Origin of the sequence: Kitasatospora sp. NPDC059973, from assembly GCF_042737525.1 — a bacterium.
In the GTDB taxonomy this organism is placed as follows: Bacteria; Actinomycetota; Actinomycetes; order Streptomycetales; family Streptomycetaceae; genus Kitasatospora.
Genome location: NZ_JBHWUI010000013.1, coordinates 15940 through 37198 on the forward strand (window position 1 = coordinate 15940; position 21259 = coordinate 37198).

At 73.8% G+C, this 21259-nt stretch carries 24 protein-coding genes; 14 read left to right on the top strand and 10 right to left on the bottom strand.

What is annotated here, in order from left to right; all coding sequences use genetic code 11:
- Window positions 1–197: 197 nt before the first annotated feature.
- The 4 genes from ACFWA9_RS05995 to ACFWA9_RS06010 all read left to right on the top strand — a co-directional run bounded on the left by ACFWA9_RS05995 (window position 198) and on the right by ACFWA9_RS06010 (window position 2956).
- Entirely contained in the window at window positions 198–407 is a 210-nt protein-coding gene (locus ACFWA9_RS05995) for a helix-turn-helix domain-containing protein (protein ID WP_148644250.1), read from the top strand.
- Between the two features lie 190 nt (window positions 408–597).
- Window positions 598–696 carry a 30S ribosomal protein bS22 gene (locus tag ACFWA9_RS06000; protein ID WP_003948845.1) on the top strand — a complete coding sequence of 33 codons (99 nt, stop codon included), beginning with the start codon at window positions 598–600 and terminating at the stop codon, window positions 694–696.
- Window positions 697–843: 147 nt separating this feature from the next.
- Complete coding sequence (locus ACFWA9_RS06005; protein WP_380383640.1) at window positions 844–1938, top strand: NAD-dependent epimerase/dehydratase family protein; 1095 nt, start codon at window positions 844–846, stop codon at window positions 1936–1938.
- A gap of 7 nt (window positions 1939–1945) precedes the next feature.
- The gene (locus ACFWA9_RS06010) at window positions 1946–2956 is read left to right on the top strand and encodes a lysophospholipid acyltransferase family protein (RefSeq protein WP_352286180.1); all 1011 of its coding nucleotides are present in this window, start codon (window positions 1946–1948) and stop codon (window positions 2954–2956) included.
- A 202-nt stretch (window positions 2957–3158) separates the two neighbouring features.
- Here ACFWA9_RS06010 and ACFWA9_RS06015 read toward each other — a convergent pair whose 3' ends face one another.
- The 3 genes from ACFWA9_RS06015 to ACFWA9_RS06025 all read right to left on the bottom strand — a co-directional run bounded on the left by ACFWA9_RS06015 (window position 3159) and on the right by ACFWA9_RS06025 (window position 7143).
- The gene (locus ACFWA9_RS06015) at window positions 3159–4457 is read right to left on the bottom strand and encodes a DUF5667 domain-containing protein (RefSeq protein ID WP_380383533.1); all 1299 of its coding nucleotides are present in this window, start codon (window positions 4455–4457) and stop codon (window positions 3159–3161) included.
- Window positions 4458–4737: 280 nt separating this feature from the next.
- A complete protein-coding gene (locus ACFWA9_RS06020) occupies window positions 4738–5622 on the bottom strand; it encodes an ECF subfamily RNA polymerase sigma factor, BldN family (RefSeq protein ID WP_380383540.1) in 885 nt (294 codons plus the stop codon).
- 504 nt (window positions 5623–6126) lie between these two features.
- Window positions 6127–7143, bottom strand: a complete 1017-nt coding sequence (locus ACFWA9_RS06025; RefSeq protein WP_380383542.1) for an HAD family hydrolase — start codon at window positions 7141–7143, stop codon at window positions 6127–6129.
- Between the two features lie 152 nt (window positions 7144–7295).
- Between ACFWA9_RS06025 and ACFWA9_RS06030 the strand changes: the two genes are divergently transcribed.
- The 7 genes from ACFWA9_RS06030 to hemB all read left to right on the top strand — a co-directional run bounded on the left by ACFWA9_RS06030 (window position 7296) and on the right by hemB (window position 14688).
- Window positions 7296–7580 carry a glutaredoxin family protein gene (locus ACFWA9_RS06030; RefSeq protein WP_329488307.1) on the top strand — a complete coding sequence of 95 codons (285 nt, stop codon included), beginning with the start codon at window positions 7296–7298 and terminating at the stop codon, window positions 7578–7580.
- Between the two features lie 180 nt (window positions 7581–7760).
- Window positions 7761–8474, top strand: a complete 714-nt coding sequence (locus ACFWA9_RS06035) for an exonuclease domain-containing protein (protein ID WP_380383545.1) — start codon at window positions 7761–7763, stop codon at window positions 8472–8474.
- A gap of 101 nt (window positions 8475–8575) precedes the next feature.
- Window positions 8576–9475 (top strand): redox-sensing transcriptional repressor Rex, encoded by a 900-nt coding sequence (locus tag ACFWA9_RS06040; RefSeq protein WP_380383548.1) that lies wholly within the window; start codon window positions 8576–8578, stop codon window positions 9473–9475.
- Between the two features lie 100 nt (window positions 9476–9575).
- The gene (locus ACFWA9_RS06045) at window positions 9576–10910 is read left to right on the top strand and encodes a glutamyl-tRNA reductase (protein WP_352286190.1); all 1335 of its coding nucleotides are present in this window, start codon (window positions 9576–9578) and stop codon (window positions 10908–10910) included.
- Window positions 10911–10951: 41 nt separating this feature from the next.
- Entirely contained in the window at window positions 10952–11965 is a 1014-nt protein-coding gene (gene hemC / locus ACFWA9_RS06050) for a hydroxymethylbilane synthase (RefSeq protein ID WP_329488303.1), read from the top strand.
- The gene (locus ACFWA9_RS06055; protein ID WP_352286194.1) at window positions 11962–13629 is read left to right on the top strand and encodes a uroporphyrinogen-III synthase; all 1668 of its coding nucleotides are present in this window, start codon (window positions 11962–11964) and stop codon (window positions 13627–13629) included. Before hemC ends, ACFWA9_RS06055 begins: the two co-directional genes overlap by 4 nt.
- Before the next feature lie 78 nt (window positions 13630–13707).
- The gene (hemB, locus tag ACFWA9_RS06060) at window positions 13708–14688 is read left to right on the top strand and encodes a porphobilinogen synthase (RefSeq protein ID WP_352286196.1); all 981 of its coding nucleotides are present in this window, start codon (window positions 13708–13710) and stop codon (window positions 14686–14688) included.
- 68 nt (window positions 14689–14756) lie between these two features.
- Here the strand turns inward: hemB and ACFWA9_RS06065 are convergent, their stop codons facing one another.
- The 3 genes from ACFWA9_RS06065 to ACFWA9_RS06075 form a co-directional block, all read right to left on the bottom strand.
- Window positions 14757–15014, bottom strand: a complete 258-nt coding sequence (locus ACFWA9_RS06065) for a hypothetical protein (RefSeq protein WP_329488300.1) — start codon at window positions 15012–15014, stop codon at window positions 14757–14759.
- A gap of 221 nt (window positions 15015–15235) precedes the next feature.
- Complete coding sequence (locus ACFWA9_RS06070; protein WP_329488298.1) at window positions 15236–15580, bottom strand: rodlet layer protein; 345 nt, start codon at window positions 15578–15580, stop codon at window positions 15236–15238.
- A gap of 75 nt (window positions 15581–15655) precedes the next feature.
- Window positions 15656–16000: a rodlet layer protein gene (locus ACFWA9_RS06075; RefSeq protein ID WP_313764319.1), complete on the bottom strand. Its 345-nt coding sequence runs from the start codon at window positions 15998–16000 to the stop codon at window positions 15656–15658.
- 301 nt (window positions 16001–16301) lie between these two features.
- Between ACFWA9_RS06075 and ACFWA9_RS06080 the strand changes: the two genes are divergently transcribed.
- Window positions 16302–16958 carry a hypothetical protein gene (locus ACFWA9_RS06080; RefSeq protein ID WP_380383553.1) on the top strand — a complete coding sequence of 219 codons (657 nt, stop codon included), beginning with the start codon at window positions 16302–16304 and terminating at the stop codon, window positions 16956–16958.
- A 90-nt stretch (window positions 16959–17048) separates the two neighbouring features.
- Here ACFWA9_RS06080 and ACFWA9_RS06085 read toward each other — a convergent pair whose 3' ends face one another.
- The 4 genes from ACFWA9_RS06085 to ACFWA9_RS06100 form a co-directional block, all read right to left on the bottom strand.
- Complete coding sequence (locus ACFWA9_RS06085; protein WP_329488295.1) at window positions 17049–17435, bottom strand: hypothetical protein; 387 nt, start codon at window positions 17433–17435, stop codon at window positions 17049–17051.
- 119 nt (window positions 17436–17554) lie between these two features.
- Window positions 17555–17824: a chaplin gene (locus tag ACFWA9_RS06090; RefSeq protein ID WP_329488294.1), complete on the bottom strand. Its 270-nt coding sequence runs from the start codon at window positions 17822–17824 to the stop codon at window positions 17555–17557.
- A gap of 111 nt (window positions 17825–17935) precedes the next feature.
- Complete coding sequence (locus ACFWA9_RS06095; protein ID WP_329488293.1) at window positions 17936–18178, bottom strand: chaplin; 243 nt, start codon at window positions 18176–18178, stop codon at window positions 17936–17938.
- Between the two features lie 311 nt (window positions 18179–18489).
- Window positions 18490–18741 carry a chaplin gene (locus ACFWA9_RS06100; RefSeq protein WP_329488292.1) on the bottom strand — a complete coding sequence of 84 codons (252 nt, stop codon included), beginning with the start codon at window positions 18739–18741 and terminating at the stop codon, window positions 18490–18492.
- A 231-nt stretch (window positions 18742–18972) separates the two neighbouring features.
- Here ACFWA9_RS06100 and ACFWA9_RS06105 point away from each other — a divergent pair, with 231 nt between their 5' ends.
- Window positions 18973–19212: a chaplin gene (locus ACFWA9_RS06105; RefSeq protein WP_380383558.1), complete on the top strand. Its 240-nt coding sequence runs from the start codon at window positions 18973–18975 to the stop codon at window positions 19210–19212.
- Window positions 19213–19463: 251 nt separating this feature from the next.
- The gene (locus ACFWA9_RS06110) at window positions 19464–21149 is read left to right on the top strand and encodes an RICIN domain-containing protein (RefSeq protein WP_380383561.1); all 1686 of its coding nucleotides are present in this window, start codon (window positions 19464–19466) and stop codon (window positions 21147–21149) included.
- The last annotated feature ends 110 nt before the right edge of the window (window positions 21150–21259 follow it).

Consider the following 21259-nt stretch of genomic DNA (forward strand, 5'->3'; position numbering starts at 1 on the left):
GCGGTGCGCACGACCCCTGCGACAGACCGCCGAGTGACTACGTAATGCAACAGGACTATCTCTCACCGTACGAGGACTGGGCTTCTCCCTCTTCCCACTGGTACCACCCATAACTACTCTGGGGATACACGTGTGCCGGTGGAGTCACCGGAGGGGAAGCCGGTGCCTTGCACACGGGTAAGGGTCGGGTGATGGTCATGAGTTCCGGCGAACGCCCCCTGCAGGAAGTCGTCTTCCTGACCGTGGCCGAAGTGGCCGCGGTCATGCGGGTGTCGAAGATGACGGTGTACCGATTGGTGCACAGCGGAGAGCTGCCGGCCATCCGGGTCGGTCGGTCCTTCCGGGTGCCCCAGCAGGCGGTGCACGAGTACCTCAAGGAGTCCTACGTGCGGCTCGAAAGCGCGTAGGACTCGGCTGACGTGGGCGGGGGTCACAGCCGGTGGCCCCCGCGCTCGTTTGCCGCGGATTTCCCGCGAGTTTCCCGGTCCGGGGAGCACGATTACGGCCCTGGCCGCGTGGACGGTAGGCTAGGCCCTCCGTCAGTCGTATGGACTCCGTCTCTCACGGACGGGAGTCTCAGTGAGCGAGGGTTGTTCCGTGGGCTCTGTCATCAAGAAGCGTCGTAAGCGTATGGCCAAGAAGAAGCACCGCAAGCTTCTGAAGCGCACCCGCGTGCAGCGTCGCAACAAGAAGTAAGCGCCCGCCGCGCCCTGCGCGCCCGGTGCTTCCACCGCCCGTCCAGGCCCTCGTGGCCCGGGCGGGCGGTGTCGTCTCACGGCCCGCCACGGCGGCGCGGTACGGTGCACGCAGGCCCGCCGAGGCCGAGGAATGGGGTGCAGCACTGTGGGCATGGTCGTGCTCGTCACCGGCGTGGCGCGCCACCTCGGAGCCCGGTTCGTCGCGGAGCTCCGCCGCCGGCCCGACGTCGACCTGGTGGTGGGCGTGGACGTGCAGCCGCCCCGGCACCCCGTCGAGGAACCGGACGGCCCCGCCGCCCCGTACCGCTTCCACCAGCTGGACCTGCGCCGCCCGGCGGTCGCCCGGGTGATCGCCGAGCACCGGGTCGACACCGTCGTCCACCTCGCCGTCAGCGCCACCGGACTGGGCTCCACGAACCGCTCCTCGGTCAAGGAGTCCAACGTCATCGGCACCATGCAGCTGCTCGGCGCCTGCCAGAAGGCCCCCGGAGTGCGCCGGCTGGTGGTGAAGTCGACCACCGGCGTGTACGGCTCGGCGCCGCGCGACCCGGCCGTGTTCACCGAGCGGACCCAGCCCAAGAACCTGCCGGGCGGCGGCTTCGCCAAGGACGCGGTGGAGGTCGAGGGCTACGTCCGCGGCTTCGCCCGCCGCCGCCCCGACGTCGCGGTGACCGTCCTGCGGTTCGCCAACATCGTCGGCCCCGGCGCGGACACCCCGCTCGTCGAGTACTTCGCGCTGCCGGTCCTGCCCACCGTCCTCGGCTACGACCCCCGGCTGCAGTTCGCCCACGAGGACGACGTCGTCGAGGTGCTCTGCCGGGCGGCGCTGCCGCCGGAGCCGGACACCGTCAACACCGGCACCTTCAACGTGGCGGGGGAGGGCGTCCTGCTGCTCTCCCAGTGCGCCCGCCGGCTCGGCCGGCCGACCCTGCCGCTGCTGCTGCCCGCGATCAGCTGGATGGCGGCGCTGGCCCGGCAGACCAGGATGGTCGACTTCTCGCCGGAGCAGCTGCGGCTGCTCACCCACGGCCGGGTGGTGGACACCGCCCGGCTGCGCGAGACCTTCGGCTACCGGCCGCGGTTCACCACCGCCGAGGCCTTCGCCGACTTCGCCGCCGCCCAGTCCGCCGGCCTGCTGCCGCCCGCGCGGCTCGCCGCCGTCACCGACGGGCTGGCCGCGCTGCTCGGGCCGGAGTACGCGCGGGCCGCCCGTTCCCATGCCAGCCGACCCAGGAGCTGAACCCGCGATGAGTGCCGCTGCCGAGAACGCGCCGGGCCAGGCCAAGGTCATCCCGATCGAGTCCGCGCCGAGCTGGAGCGAGCCCGACCGCCCCGCCGGCCTGGCCGACCAGCTCGCCGACGCCGTCGGCGGGGCGCTGGCCGGCCGGCTCGGCCCGGCCGCCACCCGGCTGTTCGGCAAGGGCTGGGAGGGCCGGGCCGCCGAGCGCCTCGCCTTCCTGCGCCGCCGGGTCACCGGTGACTACGAGGTGGACGAGTTCGGCTTCGACCGCGAGCTCACCGAGGAGGTGCTGCTCTCGCTGCTGCGCCCGCTCGCCGAGAAGTACTTCCGGGTCGAGGTGCGCGGGATCGAGAACATCCCGGCCGAGGGCGGCGCGCTGATCGTCGCCAACCACTCCGGGACGATCCCGTTGGACGCCCTGATGACCCAGGTCGCCATCCACGACCACCACCCGAGCCGGCGGTACCTGCGGATGCTCGCCGCCGACCTGGTGTTCGTGCTGCCCGGCATCAACGAGCTGGCCCGCAAGGCCGGTCACACGCTGGCCTGCAACGAGGACGCCCAGGCGCTGCTGGAGCGCGGCGAGCTGGTCGGGGTCTGGCCGGAGGGCTTCAAGGGCATCGGCAAGCCCTTCTCCGAGCGGTACAAGCTGCAGCGCTTCGGGCGCGGCGGCTTCGTTTCCTCGGCGCTGCGGGCCCGGGTGCCGATCGTCCCCTGCGCGATCGTCGGGGCGGAGGAGACCTATCCGATGATCGGCAACTTCCGGACGCTGGCCCGGCTGCTGGGGCTGCCGTACGTGCCGGTGACGCCGACCTTCCCGTGGCTCGGACCGCTCGGCGCGGTGCCGCTGCCGACCAAGTGGACGATCCAGTTCGGCGAGCCGATCGCCACCGACGGCCACCCGGTGGAGGCGGCGGACGATCCGATGCTGACCTTCGACCTCGCCGACGAGGTGCGCGAGACCATCCAGCACACCCTCTACAAGCTGCTGGTGCAGCGGCGTTCGGTGTTCTTCTGAGGCCGTCCGCGGGTGCCCGTGAGGCACGGACGCGGGAGGGGCTCGGCGGATGCCGCCGGGCCCCTCCCGCGTCGCGGGGCCGGTGGTGCGGGGCGGCTCACGCCGTACCGCACCACCGGCCCGTCGACCGTCCGGCAGTTCGGCCGGATCGGCCCGTCCGGCCGGTCGAGCTGATTCAGCCGATGCAGCCGAGGCAGCCCGTTCAGCCGCCGAGGATCCGCAGACCGGGCAGCAGCCCGGGGATCAGCGGCGGCACGTCGACACCCTGCGGTGCCGTGCCGGGCGCGGCACTGGGCGAGCCGGACGGCTGCGGGGCCGCCTGGTCCGGTGCCGGGTCCGCGCTCGGCGAGGGCTTCTGACCGGTCAGCCCGCTGGTGAGGTTGTCGACCAGCCCGCCGACCGCGCCCGCCGCGTTGCTCGGTGCGCTGCTGGGCGCACCGGCGCCGCCACCGGGCGTGCTCGCCCCGGCGGACGGTGCCCGCTCGGTGCTGCCGGGCTTGCCACCGTTCGCGCTGCCCGCGCCGCCCTGGGCCGTCCCGGCGCCCGGTGCGGCGTTGCCGCCGACGGCCGGGGCGTCGCCCTGCGAGCCGCCGTCGGCCGGATGACCCGCGCCGCCGCCCGCCCCGCTGCCGGCCGGTCCACCGCTCTTGGCGGGGGGCTGGGCCAGTCGCAGGGGCGCGACGTCCTCGCTTATGTCGTCGAACAGCTGGTCCACCAGGTGGGCCTGCGAGGTCAGCTGGACCGGCAGCTTGCTCTGCAGCTCCGTCCAGTGGCCGTCCTCGTCCTGGGCGAAACCGGCCAGGGCCCGCATCGGGTCCAGCGAGCCGTTGCTGCGGTAGACCGAGCGCAGCAGGTCGCGGCCCTTGAGGGCGTCGGCGTGCATGTCGTCGAGCGCCCTGCGGACCTGGTCGACGGTGCCCGGGCTGAGCGAGCCGCCCGGGTCCGTCCGGCCGACCAGGCTCTTGGCCTCGCCGAGCCGGGTGGCCGCGTTGTCCAGCAGCAGCTCGCCGCGCTCGCTGTCGGTGTCCGCGAGGTCGAGCCGGAGCCCTTCCAGACCGCGCTTCATGCCGTACAGCGTGTCCCCGGGGAGGGCGTTGGCGCTCGCGGCGGCCGCGCCGGCGAGGCTGCCGACGGCGAGCCCGGCGACCAGGCCGCCGATCGCGAACCGGCGGCTCCAGCGGCCGCGGGGGGCGGTCCGGACCGCCCGGTGGCCGCGCTGGCGGGGCACCGCGGCACCCGGCCCACCGGCGAAGACCTGCTCGAACGCGGCCATCAGCTGAGCGCGTTGGACCGTTCGGACCTCCTGGTCCAGTGCCGGTCCGGGCAGCGCGCCGAGTGCGCCGACCATGCCGACCAGCTCCGCCATCGCGGTCGAACCGGCGCCGGTGGAAGCGGCGTTGGCCGCCGCGGAACCGGCGGCGCCGCGTTCCTCTGCCTGGTGGGCCTCCAGCGCCTCGGCGAAGGCCTTCGCCCGCCGGTGCTCCAGCACGTTTGCCGTCACGGGCCACACCTCCCTTCGTCGTTGTCGACACCCCGGCCTGCCGGACGGTTGCCTCGGCGGGCCAAAGCCACTCCATCGGGTGAGAGGTCGCAATTCGACTTGACCGTACGCCTGGTGGAGGCTTGCACGCTGGCCAACGAGCGGTGCGGGCGGTCGGTTACGCACGGCTGATCATCGGATCGACCGTTCACCCGGACGTGTCGGACCGCCGCCGTCGGTGACGGCCCGCCGGATATCTCGCCGGTGCCGTCCGCGGCACCGCCCCCGGTCCTCGCGCCGCTCACCGCGCGTCGGGCGGCAGCAGCCGGGCCAGCGTCCGTACCGCGCGGTACTGGAGCGTCTTGATGGCGCCCTCGTTCTTGCCCATGATCCGGGCCGTCTCGGCCACCGAGAGCCCCTGCAGGAAGCGGAGCGTGACGCACTCCTGCTGCTGCGGGTTGAGCCGCCGCACCGCGTCCAGCAGCGCCGCGTTGGAGAGCGACTCCAGCACCGAGTCCTCCGGGCTGCGTTCGCACTCGTTGGAGTCGAGCATCTCCCCGGTGGTGACCTCCAGCCGGAACCGGCTGGACTTGAAGTGGTCGGCCACCAGGTTGCGGGCGATGGTCACCAGCCAGGCGCCGAAGTCGCGGCCCTGCCAGGTGAAGGTGCCGATCCGGCGCAGGGCGCGGAGGAAGGTCTCGCTGGTGAGGTCCTCGGCGGTGGCCCGGCTGCCGACCCGGTAGTAGATGTAGCGGTAGACGGTGTCCGCGTAGTGGTCGTAGAGGCTGCCGAAGGCGTCGCTCTCGCCGGCCTGGGCCCGCTCGACCAGCTCCATGATCGGGTTGTGCTCGGTCTCGTAGCCGGGGGCCGGGGCCGTCCGGGCCCGGCTGCGGCCGCTGCTGCCGGTGGCTCCGGTCCGTCCGCGCGAGCCGGTTCCGGTGGAGCCGGCGGCCGTGGTGCGCAGGGCGAGACCGGCCGGCTGCGGCTGCTGGCCGCACGGGACTCCGGCGGGCACCAGTTGGGGTGAGGTGGCGAGCTGGCTGCGGAGCAGGGTGCGCAACAGGTCCAGGCCGGTGGAGATCTGCCGGGCCGAGGCCGGGCGGCCGCGCAGGCTGGTGCGGGAGCGCAGGGTGGCGGGCGACGGGCGGGAGGGTGCAGGCGCGTCGTTCCGGACGGGTGGGTACACGGGACTCCCAGAGGCAGAACTGTGGACGGATCACCTCCGCCTGCGCGGAGAGCACGCCCGCGCCGCCCGTTCGAGCGGGGCGCGTGGGTGACGTGCATCCAGGAGAGAATAACGCTTTGTGCAATGACAGCTACACCGTGTGGTCGAAGTGGTCGTTTGGGATCCACATGGCGTGCATATTCGGCTGACACTGACCGAACGTGTCATCGTTCATCCGGCTCAACGTGATCGAACATGTGCACCGGGTGACCAATTAGGCGGTCGGACGGCCGGTTTCCCCTTGGTTGGCCTTGGTAATCCCCGACTTTCCCCGTCTGACGAACGATCAGAACCGGTCATCCAGTGGCAGCTTCGTTCAGGCTCTTCGGGCTCCCGGCCGGCGGAGGGGAGTTAGCCCGTACGGGGGCCGTGTTCGGTGTACGGATTGACGGCCGGTCACCCTCGCAGGGGGGTGGTTCGGCGGTGGCCGCCGGGCGTGGCCCCCACCCCGGTCCGGTCCGCGGTTCAGGCGCGGTGGCGGCGCTGCAGGGCGATGCCGGCGGCCGTCGCCCCGGCGGCCACCCCGAGCGCGGCGGCGGCCGGGAGCCCGACCCGGGCCGCCTTGCGCCCGGTCCGGAAGTCCCGCACCCGCCAGCCCTGGGCCCGGGCGTGGCGGCGCAGCGCGCCGTCCGGGTTCACCACGTACGGATGGCCGACCAGCGAGAGCATCGGGATGTCGTTGGCCGAGTCGCTGTACGCGGCGCAGCGCTCCAGGTCGAGCCGCTCGCGCCGGGCCAGCGCGCCGACGGCGGCCGCCTTGGCGGGCCCGTGCAGCAGGTCGCCGACCAGCCGGCCGGTGTACAGGCCGCCCCGGGCCTCGGCGACGGTGCCGAGCGCGCCGGTCATGCCCAGCCGCCGGGCGATCACCCGGGCCACCTCCAGCGGTGCGGCGGTGACCAGCCAGACCCGCTGGCCGGCGTCCAGGTGCATCTGGACCAGGGCCCGGGTGCCGGGCCAGATCTTCTCGGCGATGACCTCCTCGAAGACCTCCTCGCAGATGGCTTCGAGTTCGGCGGTGCGCTTGCCGGCGACGAGGCCGAGCGCGGTGTGCTGGGCGTCGGCCATGTGGTCCGGGTCCTCGGTGCCGTGCAGCCGGAACCAGGCCTGCTGCCAGGCGAACCGGGCGATGTCGCGGCGGGTGAGGAAGCCGCGGCGGTAGAGGCCGACGCCGAGGTAGAAGATCGCGGCGCCGCGCAGGATGGTGTTGTCGCAGTCGAAGAAGGCGGCGGCGCGCGGGTCGTCCCGCTCGGGGGTGTGGTTGCCGGCGGGTGCCTTGGGGGCCTTCGCGGGCCGCTCGTCGGAGCCAGCCGGGGCGGTCGCCGCCTGCGCGGCGGTCGGCGTGGCGGGGGCGTCCGGGTCGTGCGGGGCGTCCGTGGCGGCCCGCAGGGCGGCCTCCGCGGCCTCGGCGGCGGCCTCGCCGGCCAGGGCGTTCCGCTCGGTGGTGGAACGCCTTGACTGGGTGAGCCTTCGGAGCACGGCCATGCCGTCGAGCATATCGAGCCGGGCCGGGAGGGGCCGTGACGGCGACGTGCCCACCGGGTGAACAGCGACCGGTCCGGCGCCGGGTCCCGGGCGGGCGGTGCCCGGGCCGGCCGGGCGTCGGGGCCGGGGTGGGGCGGGCGCACAATGGCGGGGTGAGCCCACTGCTGCGACGTGACAAGAACCAGAGCCCCGAGCCGGCCGACCGTACCGTGACCCTGGTCGGCAAGCCGGGCTGCCACCTCTGCGACGACGCCCGGGAGGTGATCGTGCGGGTGACCGGCGAGCTGGGCGCGACCTTCGAGGAGAAGGACATCACCCAGGACGAGGAGCTGTACCGCGCGTACTGGGAGCAGATCCCGGTCACCCTGATCGACGGGCGTCAGCACGACTTCTGGCGGGTCGACGAGCGCCGCCTGCGCGCCGCGCTCGGCGCCTGACGGCGGCGGACCGCCCCCGCCGACCGGCGGGGGCGGTTCGCCGAATCGTTGTGAAGAATCCCGTACCGGGCCTGGGAACGGCGATGTTCGTCGGCTTACGATCGAACTCGTCTGCGCCCATGGGGGGCTGAGCACACGAGGAGTGCCGCCATGCTTCCCGGTCCGACCCCAGGGACGCCCGTGCCCGCAGCCGGCGGGGGCTTCGCGGTGGTGGACGTGGAGACGACCGGCCGCAGCCCGTGGCGGCACCGGGTGGTCGAGGTCGCCGTCGTCCTGCTGGACGAGCGGCTCCGCGCCGAGGGCGAGTTCTGCACCCTGCTGGATCCGGCCGGTCCGGTCGGCCCCACCCATGTGCACCGGATAGCCCAGGCCGACGTGGTGGGCGCCCCCCGGTTCCGCGAGGTCGCGCCGCGGCTGCTGGAGCTGCTGGCCGGCCGGGTGCTGGTCGGCCACCACGTGACCTGCGACCACGCCTTCCTCGATCGCGAGTTCGCCCGGATCGGGGTGGCCCTGCCGCCGGTCCCGCTGCTCTGCACGATGCGGCTGGCCCGCGCGCACCTGTCGGAGGCGGGCGGCTTCGGCCTGGCGGCCTGCACGGAGGCGGCCGGGCTGGGCCGGTTCCCCGCGCACACCGCGCTGGGCGACGCCCGGGCCACCGCCGGGCTGCTCCGGCACTGCCTGGACGCGCCGTCCTGCCCGCCCGACGACTGGGCGGCGCCCCTGCGCGAGGCGGCCCGGGTGCCGTGGCCGAGGCTGGGCCGGGCCCGCTCGGACGCCGCCGGGGCGGTCGTCCCGCAGCTCCGCCGGGAGCCGCCGTACGGCCTCCGGCCGCCCGGTGCGCAGCCCCCGGCGGCGGTGCCGACGGGGACCGGTGCTATGGACTCGTCGGCGTGATGCGCATCACTGTGCGGGGACAAATCGGACACCATCTTTGTGCACACGTTCACAAACGCATAGCCTGGCTGCCAAAGCCCAGCTTCACCCACAGGAGCACCGTGGCAATCGGCCGATCATCACAGAGCAGTTCGCAGACGCCCGACCAGGGCGCCGCGCGCCGACCCTCGCGTGCCCGGGGCATCCCGGAGGCGACCGTCGCCCGCCTTCCCCTCTACCTGCGGGCACTCACCGCGCTCTCCGAGCGTTCCGTGCCGACCGTCTCCTCGGAGGAGCTGGCGGCCGCCGCCGGCGTGAACTCCGCGAAGCTGCGCAAGGACTTCTCCTACCTGGGCTCGTACGGGACCCGCGGCGTCGGCTACGACGTCGAGTACCTCGTCTACCAGATCTCCCGCGAGCTGGGCCTGACCCAGGACTGGCCGGTCGTCATCGTCGGCATCGGGAACCTCGGCCACGCGCTCGCCAACTACGGCGGCTTCGCGTCCCGCGGGTTCCGGGTGGCGGCCCTGCTGGACGCCGACCCGGCCGTGGTCGGCAGCAGCGCCGCCGGGCTGCCGGTGCGCCACATGGACGAACTGGAGTCCATCGTGGAGAACCAGCACGTCTCGATCGGCGTCATCACCACCCCGCCCGGCGCCGCCCAGCAGGTCTGCGACCGCCTGGTCGAGGCCGGTGTCACCAGCATCCTGAACTTCGCCCCGACGGTGCTCACCGTTCCGGACGGCGTGGACGTGCGCAAGGTGGACCTCTCCATCGAGCTGCAGATCCTGGCCTTCCACGAGCAGCGCAAGGCGGGCGAGGAGCCGGACCGCACCGAGTCGGTGCTGGACCGCGCCCCCGGCCCGGTCCGCGCGGCCGCGGCCAAGCTGCGCCGCGCCGCGGCCGGCTCCGGCAAGGCCCGTCCGGCCGCCGAGCCGGCCAAGGACGACGAGGCGCCGGCGAAGGCCAAGCCCGGCAAGGCCGGCGGCGAGGGCGAGCTCTCCGCGGTGATGCCGGCGTGAGCGAGCGAACCATCGGGAAGGTGCGCGTGGTGCGGAGCGGTCGTCGGTCGCAGCGGGCCGGGCGCGTGCGGTGCGGGATCCGTGGCACCGGGGGGCGGGCATGAGCCTCCTCGTCGTAGGCCTGAGCCACCGCACCGCCCCGGTCGGCGTGCTGGAGCGCGCCGCCCTGACCGGTGACGTCCCGACCCGGCTGCTGCACGACGCGGCGGCCACCGCGACCGTCGCCGAGGCGGCGCTGCTGAACACCTGCAACCGGATCGAGCTGTACGCGGACGTGGACAAGTTCCACGCCGGCGTCGCCGAGCTGTCGCTGCTGCTGGCCCACCACAGCGGGGTGGACCTGGAGGAGCTGACCTCCCACCTCTACGTCCACTACGAGGACCGCGCCGTCCACCACCTCTTCTCGGTGGCCTGCGGCCTGGACTCGATGGTGGTCGGCGAGGGGCAGATCCTCGGCCAGCTGCGCGACGCGCTGGCCAAGGCCCAGGAGCAGCACACCGCCGGGCGCGGCCTGAACGAGCTGTTCCAGCAGGCCCTGCGGGTCGGCAAGCGGGCGCACAGCGAGACCGGCATCGACAAGGCCGGCCAGTCGCTGGTCACCTTCGGCCTGGAGCAGGTCGCGGCCGGCGCGGGCGAGATCGCGGGCAAGCGCGCCCTGGTGGTCGGGGCGGGCTCGATGAGCTCGCTGGCCGCCGCCACGCTGGTCCGCGCCGGCGTCACCGATCTGCTGGTCGCCAACCGGACCCCCGAGCGCGCCGAGCGCCTGGTCGAGATCCTCGGCGCCGACGTGGCGCGGACGGTCGAGCTGGCCAAGGTGCCCGAGGCGCTGGCCGATGTCGACCTGGTGATCTCCTGCACCGGCGCGGCCGGCGTGGTGATCGGGGCCGAGGACGTCGCCGCGGCGGTCGCCGCCCGCGCCGGCGGGACCCCGCTCGCCCTGCTCGACCTCGCCATGCCGCGGGACGTCGACCACGCCGTGCACGAGCTGCCCGGCGCGCTCCTGGTCGACCTGGAGAGCCTCTCGCAGGCCCACGCCGCCACCCCCGGCGCGGGCGACGTCGACGCCGTCTCCGGCATCGTCGCCGACGAGGTCGCCGCCTTCGGCGCCGCCCAGCGGGCCGCCCGGATCGCCCCGACCGTGGTGGCGCTGCGGGCGATGGCCTCCGACGTGGTCGCCGCCGAGCTGGGCCGTCTCGACTCGCGGCTGCCCGCCCTGGACGAGCGGTCCCGCGCCGAGATCACCCAGACCGTCCGCCGTGTCGTCGACAAGCTGCTGCACGCCCCCACCGTGCGGGTGAAGCAGCTCGCCGCCGAGCCGGGCGGCGCGTCCTACGCGGACGCGCTGCGCGAGCTGTTCGACCTCGACCCGGCGGCCGTGCACGCGGTCTCGGGCACCCCGATCGGCACCCAGCCTTCGGGCGGGGGCGCCAGATGAACCGTCAGCCATCCCACGAGTACCACCGGGACGATCACCTCATGAATGGTCAACCGCTCACCGACCAGGCCCCGGCCGCCACCGCAGCAGCGCTGCGGCTCGGCACCCGGCGCAGCGCGCTCGCCATGGCCCAGTCGGGCATGGTCGCCCGCGAGGTGACCAGGGTCACCGGGCGCCCCGTCGAGCTGGTGGAGATCACCACCTACGGCGACACCTCCAAGGAGGCGCTGGCGCAGATCGGCGGCACCGGCGTCTTCGTCTCCGCCCTGCGGGACGCGCTGCTGGAGGGCCGGATCGACTTCGCCGTGCACTCGCTGAAGGACCTGCCCACCGCCGAGCCCGAGGGCCTGGCGCTGGCCGCCGTCCCCGCCCGCGAGGACGCCCGCGACGCCCTGGTGGCGCGCGAGGGCCTGGCCCTGGACGAGCTGGTGGAGAAGCTGGCCGGCGCCGGGCGCACCGCCCGGATAGGCACCGGCTCCCCGCGCCGGATGGCCCAGCTCAACGCCTGGGCCCGCGGCCGGGGCGCCCAGATCGAGACGGTGGCGATCCGCGGCAACGTGGACACCCGGATCGGCTTCGTGGCCTCCGGCGAGCTGGACGCGGTGGTGCTGGCCACCGCCGGCCTGAACCGGCTCGGCCGCGCCGCCGAGGTCACCGAGCACCTCGACCCGGAGCTGATGCTCCCGGCACCCGGCCAGGGCGCGCTCGCCATCGAGTGCGCCCGCGCCGACGGTGAGCTGGCCGCCGCGCTGTCGGCCCTCGACCACGCCCCCACCCGGGCCGCGGTCGCCGCCGAGCGCGCCCTGCTGGCCACCCTGGAGGCCGGCTGCTCCGCACCGGTCGCCGCGCTGGCCACCTGGGGCCACGAGTACGAACTGCGGCTGGAGGGCGTGGTCGGCACCGTCGACGGCGCCACCCTGCTGAAGATGTCCGCCAACGGTCCGATCGTCCTCGACGAGACCGCCGAGCGGCAGGCGGCGGCCCTCGGCCGCGCGCTGGCCGCCCGGCTGCTCGACGCGGGCGCGGCCGCCCTGATGGGGGAGCGAGCCCGATGAGCCCCACCGCCGCCACCGAGACGCCGTTCCCGGCCGACAGCCCCTTCCCGGGCGGGACGCCCGCCGCGGGCCGGTGCACCTTCCTGGGCGCGGGCCCCGGGGACCCGGGCCTGCTGACCCTGCGCGCGGTCGAGGTGCTGTCCTCGGCCGACGTCCTGGTCGCCGACCCGCTCACCGCCGCCGCCGTGCGCAGCCACTGTCCGGCCGGTGTGCAGGTGCACACCCCCGGCGCCGAGGGCCCGGAGTTCGACCTGGCCGAGCTGGTCGCCGAGGCGGTCCGCTCGGGCAAGCACGTCGTGCGCACCGTCGACGGCGACCCCGGCCTGGACGGCTGCGCCGCCGAGGAGATGCTCGGCTGCGCGGGCCACGGCATCCACTTCGAGGTGATCCCGGGCGTCGCCCAGTCGGTCGGCGTGCCGGCCTACGCGGGTGTCCCGCTGCGCGGGGTGGGCGGTACCGACGTCCGCTTCGTGGACGGCGCCGCGCTGCTCGCCGGCAGCCCGGTGGACCTGGGCGCGCCGGAGACGACCCTGGTGGTGCGCACCACCCTGGGCCAGCTGCCGGCCACCGCCAACGCGCTGGTCTCCAACGGCCGCAAGCCGGAGTCGGCGCTCAGCGCGACGCTCTCCGGCACCACCACCCGCCAGCGCACCTTCACCGCCACCCTGGCCACCATCGCGGCGGACCTCAAGGCGGCCCGGGTACTGCCCTCGCCGGTCTCCGCCCCGGTGGACCCGGCGACCTCGGTGATAGCCGTGGTGGGCGAGCAGGTCGCGCACCGCGCCTCGCACTCCTGGTTCGAGACCAAGCCGCTGTTCGGCTGGAACGTCCTGGTGCCGCGCACCAAGGAGCAGGCCACCGGCCTCTCCGAGCAGCTGCGCTCGTACGGCGCGGTGCCGCAGGAGGTGCCGACCATCGCGGTCGAGCCGCCGCGCACCCCGCAGCAGATGGAGCGGGCGATCAAGGGCCTGGTCACCGGCCGCTACGAGTGGATCGCCTTCACCTCGGTGAACGCGGTGCGCGCCGTCCGCGAGAAGTTCGAGGAGTACGGCCTGGACGCCCGGGCGTTCGCCGGGATCAAGGTGGCGGCGGTCGGCGAGACCACCGCGCAGGCCCTGGTGGACTTCGGCGTGAAGCCGGACCTCGTGCCGTCCGGCGAGCAGTCCGCCGCCGGGCTGCTGGAGGACTGGCCGCCGTACGACCCGGTGTTCGACCCGATCGACCGGGTACTGCTGCCGCGCGCCGACATCGCGACCGAGACCCTGGTCGCCGGCCTGGTCGAGCTGGGCTGGGAGGTCGACGACGTGACGGCCTACCGGACGGTGCGCGCCTCGCCGCCGCCGGCCGAGACCCGCGAGGCGATCAAGGGCGGCGGCTTCGACGCGGTGCTGTTCACCTCGTCCTCGACCGTGCGGAACCTGGTCGGCATCGCCGGCAAGCCGCACAACGTCACGGTCATCGCCTGCATCGGCCCGGCCACCGCCAAGACCGCCGAGGAGCACGGCCTGCGGGTCGACGTGATGGCCCCGGCGCCGTCGGCGGCCGCGCTGGCCCAGGCCCTGGCAGACTTCGGGGCCAGGCGTCGCGACACCGCGACCGCGGCGGGCGAGCCGGTCTACCGGCCCAGCGAGCGCCGTCCCGGTTCGCGCCGCAAGGCGCGCTGAGGCCGGCGCCCACCAACCGGGGCCGGGGGCGGCCGACCGTCGCCCCCGGCGCCGCCCAACCGTTCGGAGAGAGAAGCCGTGTCCGCTGAATTCCCGTACGTTCGCCCGCGCCGGCTGCGCTCGACCCCGGCGATGCGCCGGCTGGTCGCCGAGACCCGGCTGCACCCGGCGGAGCTGATCCTGCCGCTGTTCGTCCGCGAGGGCGTGCGCGAGCCGGTCCCGGTGTCGTCGATGCCCGGCGTGGTCCAGCACACCCGCGACACGCTGCGCAAGGCCGCGGTCGAGGCGGCCGAGGCGGGCCTGGGCGGCCTCATGCTGTTCGGCGTGCCCGCGGTGCAGGACGCGGTCGGCAGCGAGGGCACCAACCCGGACGGCATCCTGCAGCAGGCGATCCGGGACGTGGTCGCCGAGGTCGGCGACTCCCTGGTGGTCATGTCCGACCTCTGCCTGGACGAGTACACCGACCACGGCCACTGCGGCGTGCTGGCCGCCGACGGCAGCGTGGACAACGACGCGACCCTGGAGCGCTACGCCGAGATGGCCCGCGTGCAGGCGGACGCGGGCGTCCACCTGGTCGGCCCGTCCGGGATGATGGACGGTCAGATCAGGGTGATCCGCAAGGCCCTGGACGAGGCCGGGCACCAGGACACCGGCATCCTCGCCTACACCGCCAAGTACGCCTCGGCGTTCTACGGCCCGTTCCGCGAGGCGGTCGGCTCCTCGCTGAAGGGCGACCGCAAGAGCTACCAGCAGGACCCGGCGAACGCCCGGGAGTCGCTGCGCGAGCTGGAGCTGGACGTCGCCGAGGGCGCCGACCTGGTGATGGTCAAGCCCGCGATGGCCTACCTGGACATCCTGCGCCAGGTGGCCGACGCCTCGCCGGTGCCGGTCGTCGCCTACCAGGTCTCCGGCGAGTACGCGATGGTCGAGGCCGCCGCGGCCAACGGCTGGATCGACCGGGAGCGGATGATCCTGGAGACGCTGACCTCGATCCGCCGGGCCGGGGCCGAGCAGATCCTCACCTACTGGGCGCTCGAAACCGCCGCGATGATCAAGTAGTCGGAGCCGTGAGCACGACGGAGGCCGGACCCCGGGCGGGGTCCGGCCTCCGTCGTACCACCCGGGCGTCAGCCGACGTGGGCGAAGCCCTCCAGGCCACCGAGCGCGTCGGTGGAGGTGGCGGCGCCGAACGCATGCGCGCCGGTGTGGATGTGCGAGGTGTGGGCGAGGCCGTACCACTCACCGGCGGCGAACACCGGGTGCGCGGAGGCGACGAACTCGCCGCCGCCGGCCAGGCCGACGTGCGCGAACGCCGGGGTGGCGACACCCGCGAGCGCCAGCGCGCCGAAGGCGGTCAGCGCGGCCTTGCCCAGCTTGTTCTTCATTGGATCTGCCCTCTCTTCCGGAGCGCTCGGTCGGAGCGCCCTGCCACTGACACGTGAACACACGCTGCCGTCGGCCGCGGCGCTCCACGCGCCGCCCCGACGGCCTGTCACCCGGACGGCCCGCGCCCGTGGGTACGGGCCGACCGGACAGTCGATCCACCGAAGCCCGGAGGGCCCGGGGACACGTCCCCGGGCCCTCCGTCGCTGTCCTGTGGCGGCAATCAGCCGATCAGGTGCGAGACGCCCGCGTCGCCCGAGGACTGGGTGTTCTGGCCGACGTTGCAGATCTGCTTCGGGGTGCTGTTCAGGACCGGGACCTCGACCGGAACCGCGACGCCGATGACGGCGACCGCGATGTTGTGGACCTCCGGCAGGCAGATGTTCGCGTTGTCCAGGGTGTGGAAGTTCGGCGAGCTGTTGCCGTGGGTGCCGGTCTGGTTGGTGCCGCCGTTGCCCTGGGCGGAGACGGCCGAGCCGTCCGAGTCGGCGATGGCGGAGGCCGAACCGGCGGACATCGCGATGGCGGCGGCGGCCAGGCCGGCGGCGGCGAGGGTCTTCTTGATCATTTCGGGTTTCCTCTCGGGGGATGAATCGGGGAGCGATTCGAAGGGTGGTTCAGGAGGTGGTGCGGGGTCGGCAGGTCAGCCGATGAGGTGGGAGACGCCGGAGTCGCCCTTGCTCTGGGTGCCCTGGCCCTGGGTGCAGTACTGCTTGCCACCGCTGTTGGCGATCGGGACCTCGACCGGGACGGCCACACCGAGCACGCCGACCGCGATGTTGTGGATCTCGGGGAGGCAGACGTTCGCGTTGTCCAGGAAGTGGAAGTTCGGGCTGTTGTCACCGACGGTGCCGGTGAAGTTGGTCCCGCCGTTGCCCTGGAGGGACGCGGCGGAGCCGTCCGAGTCCGCGATGGCCGAGGCCGGCGCCGCAGCGGCGGCCAGCGCGGCGACGGCCAGGCCGGCGGCGGCGAAGGACTTCTGGATCATGGGGAGATCCCTCTCTGGAATGCTTTTGGTTTCCGTGCGTACAACGCGTAGAACGCTCAGGCCCGGTCTGCGGTCACTGACATTCAGATCAAAGAATGACGCCACGGAAGGTTACGGGGATTCTTGAAAAGAGTCCGGGAGGCGCGACTTCCGGGGGATTCCGGTCGGATTATTAGGCCGAACCGGTTAACGGCCGCAATCAGGGCTCCGGGTGTCTCGTTGAGACAGAGTGCTTTCGGCTGCGCCCTGCGCGCGGCCGACCCCCAGATCCCCAGTACGGACAGGCAGAACGGTGAAAAGCATGAAGTTCTCCAAGCGGGCCGGCGCGATGCTGCTGGCGGTCGGTGCGGGCGTGCTCGCCTCCCAGGGCGCGGCCTCCGCCGCCGCGGTCAGTCCCGACCAGGTCGGGGCCCTGGAGGACCGGCTGGCCACCCAGCAGGTCCCCCTCGACGTCCCGCTCGCACCCCTGGACAGCCGGATCTCCGGCGGCATCCCCACCTCCCTGGTGATGCCGGCCGTGCCCGGCCGCACCACCGGCAACGAGCTGCTCCCGGAGCGGATCGTGCCCCAGCTCGGCACCGGCAAGGTGGGCCCCTCGGCCAAGGCGGAGCTCCCGCTGCCGCTGGTCGACCAGGGCGCCGACCTCGGCGAGCTGCTGCTGGAGGCCCCGGCCGCCCCGCTGCGCGCCGACACCCCCGGGATCGGCCTGGGCAAGCCGCTCGCGCTGGCCCAGGACGGCACCGGGCAGCTGGCCGACGGCACGCTCAAGGTCGGCGAGATCGACCCGCGGCTGGTCACCGGCGCGGTGCAGGCCGTCCCGGGCGCCAAGGCGACGCTCGGCAACGAGGACGAGCGGATCTCCGTCACCGACTCGGTGGGGGACCTCGCCACGACCGCCACGGCGACCACCACCGGTGTCGTGGAGCAGAGCGGTCTGACCGGGCTCGCCCAGCTCTGAGCCGGTCCGGACCGACCCGGCGCGCACGGGAGCCCGGCGCCCCCTCCCCGCGGAGGGCGCGCCGGGCTCCCGGCCGTGCGGCGCCGGTGCTCAGCCCGGCAGGGCGCCGAGCAGCTGACCGACGACCGGCAGGTCGCGCGGACCGCCGCCGGCGCTCAGCGGACCGGTCAGCGTGCTGGTGCTGACCGGGGCCAGGCCGGTGTCCTCCGGCTGGACGGTCGCGCCGTTGTTCAGCACGTCGGCGGAGGAGTTGGCCCAGGGGTCGACGCGCAGGTCCTTGACCGGCGCGATGCCGTAGCCGAGACCGGTGGTGGTGCCGCCCAGCGCCTGGGCGAGGTCGGTCTTGGCCAGGCTGGCGCCGCCCTCGGCCGGCGCCGCGTGCGCCGTGCCGGCGCCGGCGCCGAGCAGCATCGCGGCGCCCAGGGCGGCGGCCAGGCCGGCCCCGCTCTTCATCGAAACCATGCTCTTCGCAACCATGCTCAGTCACCTTCGGGAGATCGGGTCCCCGGGCGGCCGTACTGCGCCCGGGTATGCCGAACTGCCCCCCGACCGGCTGGACGGGGGGCAGTTCGGCCGGTACGCGTGCCGATCGGGGATCAGCAGTCGTCGGCGGGCTGCGGGTGCGCCTCGACGTTGGCGCAGCTGTTGCCGAACGCCGGGTTCAGGGCGCCGATCACGTTGACGGAGTTGCCGCAGAGGTTCACCGGGATGTGCACCGGGATCTGCAGCTGGTTGCCGGAGAGCACGCCGGGCGAGCCGGCGGCCACGCCCTCGGCACCGGAGCTGGCGGCGGCGGAGCCCGCCGCGCCCAGCACCAGGCCGGCAGCGGCGGCGGAGAGGACGGCGGCCTTCTTCACGTTCTGCATGGGGGTTGATCTCCTCGATCACACACGGGTTGAGCGGGCCGCACCCCGCCCGGGGGCGGGATGCGGCGCGGACTCGGTGGAACTGCCGTCGCCGGTGCGGCGACCGCCGGTTCAGCCGATGTTGGCGCAGTTGTTGCCGAACGCCGGGTTCAGGATGCTGATGACCCCGATGGAGTTGCCGCAGACGTTGACCGGGATGTGCACCGGGATCTGGATCTGGTTGCCGGAGAGCACACCGGGGGAGCCGGCGGCGACGCCCTCGGCACCGGAGCTGGCGAACGCGCCGCCGGCCGCGCCGACGACCAGGCCGGCGGCGGCGAGGGACAGGGCGGCGGCCTTCTTGAGGTTACGCATGTGGTTCTTCCTCCGTTTTCTGCCCGACCGTAAATGGAATGAGTCGGGAGCCGGGCGAAGGGAAATCATCGCCCGCTGGTTTCTGGTATTGCCGTGATTGTCACTCTGGCGGCCCAAGTGGCGCGTGTCGCCCGTGGCTTGGACGATGGGAGGCCGCCGCTGCACCCGCGCGTCGCGGGGAATTCCCGCACGGCCGGGAACAACTCGCGCAGACGCGCGACCAGGAGCGATTCCGGACGGGCTCGGACCGGCGGCGGATCTCCCGGAGTCGATGGGTCGCCCGGTGGGCCGGGCGGCCGTTCCGCGCCGGCTCAGGCGTTCGCGCAGTGGTTGCCGAAGGCCGGGTTGAGCAGGCCGGCGACGTCGACGGAGTTGCCGCACAGGTTCACCGGGACGTGCACCGGGATCTCGAACTGGTTGCCCGAGGCCACCCCGGGCGAGCCGGCCGCGACGCCCTCGGCGGACGCGCCGTGGGCGTGGTGGGCGACGGCGACGCCGGCGCCGGCGGCCAGCAGGGCGGCGGTGGCCGCCGTGCCGAGGGCGCCGTGGGCGAGCTTGCGCATGTGCGGTACTCGATTCGTCTCGTGGGCCTGTGCGGAACGGGTTCCGAGAGGGAGAACGAGGCAGTGGCCGGAGGGAAACGGTCGGGTCCGGTGATCACCCGAATGCCGGGAGGCCCGGGCCTGTTGGGCCAGTCGGGTGACAAAGGGGGCGGTGCAGCAACCGGGCCGGACGGGTGTCGTTCTAGATGTCGCACTCCCCGTGCAGTTCTGTCGATCAGTCAGGAGGCTCCTATGAGCATCAAGAAGACGGCCGCCGTCGGTGCCGCCGTGGTAGGCATCGTGGCGGCCGGTGCCGGCACCGCGATGGCCAGCTCCGGCGCCGAGGGTGTCGCCGCGGGTTCCCCCGGCGTCATCTCCGGCAACCAGGTCCAGGTGCCGGTCCACGTTCCGGTCAACCTCTGCGGCAACACCATCGACATCATCGGTCTGCTGAACCCCTCGTTCGGCAACCACTGCGTCAACGCGGGCTGACCGACGCCCGGTTCGGCCGGCGCGAGCCGCCGTTCCGCGCTTCCCTCCTGGGGCGCGGGGCGGCGGCTCTCCGCGTTCTCCGGCGCCGCCGGCGGACGCGGGCCCGGCCCGGGGGCGTCCCGGCCGGTGCTGTCCGGAGCCTTGTTGCGTTACTTGTCAGTACCTAGAATATGAGACCTGCTCACCTTTCTTTGCTCCGAACCGTCCGGCGTCCCCGGTCGGGCGGTCCCCCACCCCGCAAGGAGTCACGAGTGATCAGGTCACCCCTGTCAGGCACGCGCGGATCCCGGTCGGTCGCGCGCCGCTCCCCCTACGGCGCACTGCTCGCGACGGGCGCCCTCGTCGCCGCCCTCGGTCTGGTCGGCGCCCCCACCGCCCTCGCCGACTCCGGCGCCTCCTCCGCGGCCTCCGCCACCGGCCGCCCGGCCGCGGTCGTCGCCCTCGGCGACAGTGCCATCTCCGGGGAGGGCGCCGGCACCGACACCGGTGACGGCTACTTCCCCGAGACCGACTCGCCCACCAACTACTGCCACCGGCACCCCAAGTCGGAGATCTTCGTCACCGGCATCCCCGACGTCACCCCGATCGACCTGGCCTGCTCCGGCGCCCAGACCGGCGACCTGGTCAGCGACCCCGCACTGGCCGCCATCACCGGCTCCGGCAGCGGGGACTTCGGCGAGCCCAAGCAGGACGTCCAACTCGCCGACGTGGCAGGCCGGTACGACGTCAAGATGGTCGTCGTCACGATCGGCGCCAACGATGACTTCGACTTCAGCGGGATCATGATGCACTGCCTCGCGCAGTACTTCCCCGTCCCCAAGGACCAGGGCTGCCGCGACACCATCGGCAGCGCGGAGATCGCCGAGCGGGCCAGGGCGGTCCAGCCCAAGGTGGTCGCGGCGCTGCGCGACATCCGGCAGACCATGCGCCGGGCCGGCTACGCCGACAACGCCTACCAGCTGGTCTACCAGTCCTACTTCAACCCGATCACCCCGGACATCCGCCGCAACGACTACGTCGGCAAGGTCGCCGACGGCTGCCCGGCGTTCCCCGAGGACCTCGCCTGGGGCCACAACTGGGTGGTGCCGCTCTTCAGCGACACCCTGCGCGCCGCGGCCGAACAGGTGCCCGGTGTCCGGTACCTGGACCAGCGCCGGGTCGCCTTCGGCCACGAGGTCTGCGCCGAGTGGACCAGCTCGCCGTACGAGTACACCAACGGCGATGTGATCAACCTCGCCGAGTGGATCCGCAACGGCTGCGACCAGCAGATCGGCATCCCCGGCCTCTGCATGAACATGGTCCGCCAGTCCTACCACCTGCGGGTGGCCGGCTACCGCGGTGAGGGCGTCTGCCTCGGCCAGTTCTACGCCAGGCCGGACCAGCAGCAGGCCTACTGCACCCTCGACCAGCGGAACACCACCTCCATCCAGCCGCTCACCCCGGGGAAGCCGTTCGGCGACGGGCCGGAGGACGGCGCCTGGTACCAGCTCACCTCCGCCGCCGACGGCAAGGCGCTCGACTTCTCCGGCGGCGGCACCTACGGCGACTCCACCAACGGCCGCGGCGCCCTCACCTACACCCCCACCGGCGGGCTGAACCAGTCCTTCGTCCTGGAGGCCCAGCAGGGCGGCGGCTACGAGCTCGACTTCAGCGGCAACCGGAACATGTGCCTGGACGCCGACGCCGGCTCCACCGCCCCCGGTACCCGGCTCCAGCAGTGGGGCTGCAACGGCGGCGGCAACCAGCACTGGGTCTTCGAGCCGGCCGGCGACGGCCTCTACAAGCTGGCCGACTCCCAGGACCGCACCAAGGTCGCCACCGCCGGCGGCAGCCGCGACGCCAAGGGCAACACCCTGGTCGAGCTCGCCGCCGACACCGGCGCCGCCAACCAGCTCTGGCGGCTCACCAAGCTCGGCATCGTCTACCTGCACGGCTGACCCGCCCCGCCCACCCCGCCGCCGCCCCACCCGGGCGGCGGCGGCCCGCTGCCCGGGGCCGCGCCCGGTCCGGGGCGGGTCCGCGACCGGCCCGGGGCGGCACCGGAAGG

What these genes read in the sequence shown, in the direction of transcription:
- ACFWA9_RS05995 (WP_148644250.1), top strand. Translation starts at nt 198, where the DNA reads ATGAGTTCCGGCGAACGCCCCCTGCAGGAAGTCGTCTTCCTGACCGTG.
- ACFWA9_RS06010 (WP_352286180.1), top strand. Translation starts at nt 1,946, where the DNA reads ATGAGTGCCGCTGCCGAGAACGCGCCGGGCCAGGCCAAGGTCATCCCG.
- ACFWA9_RS06025 (WP_380383542.1), bottom strand. Translation starts at nt 7,143, where the DNA reads ATGGCCGTGCTCCGAAGGCTCACCCAGTCAAGGCGTTCCACCACCGAG.
- ACFWA9_RS06045 (WP_352286190.1), top strand. Translation starts at nt 9,576, where the DNA reads ATGAGCCTCCTCGTCGTAGGCCTGAGCCACCGCACCGCCCCGGTCGGC.
- hemC (WP_329488303.1), top strand. Translation starts at nt 10,952, where the DNA reads ATGAATGGTCAACCGCTCACCGACCAGGCCCCGGCCGCCACCGCAGCA.
- ACFWA9_RS06055 (WP_352286194.1), top strand. Translation starts at nt 11,962, where the DNA reads ATGAGCCCCACCGCCGCCACCGAGACGCCGTTCCCGGCCGACAGCCCC.
- ACFWA9_RS06065 (WP_329488300.1), bottom strand. Translation starts at nt 15,014, where the DNA reads ATGAAGAACAAGCTGGGCAAGGCCGCGCTGACCGCCTTCGGCGCGCTG.
- ACFWA9_RS06070 (WP_329488298.1), bottom strand. Translation starts at nt 15,580, where the DNA reads ATGATCAAGAAGACCCTCGCCGCCGCCGGCCTGGCCGCCGCCGCCATC.
- ACFWA9_RS06075 (WP_313764319.1), bottom strand. Translation starts at nt 16,000, where the DNA reads ATGATCCAGAAGTCCTTCGCCGCCGCCGGCCTGGCCGTCGCCGCGCTG.
- ACFWA9_RS06080 (WP_380383553.1), top strand. Translation starts at nt 16,302, where the DNA reads ATGAAGTTCTCCAAGCGGGCCGGCGCGATGCTGCTGGCGGTCGGTGCG.
- ACFWA9_RS06085 (WP_329488295.1), bottom strand. Translation starts at nt 17,435, where the DNA reads ATGGTTGCGAAGAGCATGGTTTCGATGAAGAGCGGGGCCGGCCTGGCC.
- ACFWA9_RS06090 (WP_329488294.1), bottom strand. Translation starts at nt 17,824, where the DNA reads ATGCAGAACGTGAAGAAGGCCGCCGTCCTCTCCGCCGCCGCTGCCGGC.
- ACFWA9_RS06095 (WP_329488293.1), bottom strand. Translation starts at nt 18,178, where the DNA reads ATGCGTAACCTCAAGAAGGCCGCCGCCCTGTCCCTCGCCGCCGCCGGC.
- ACFWA9_RS06100 (WP_329488292.1), bottom strand. Translation starts at nt 18,741, where the DNA reads ATGCGCAAGCTCGCCCACGGCGCCCTCGGCACGGCGGCCACCGCCGCC.
- ACFWA9_RS06105 (WP_380383558.1), top strand. Translation starts at nt 18,973, where the DNA reads ATGAGCATCAAGAAGACGGCCGCCGTCGGTGCCGCCGTGGTAGGCATC.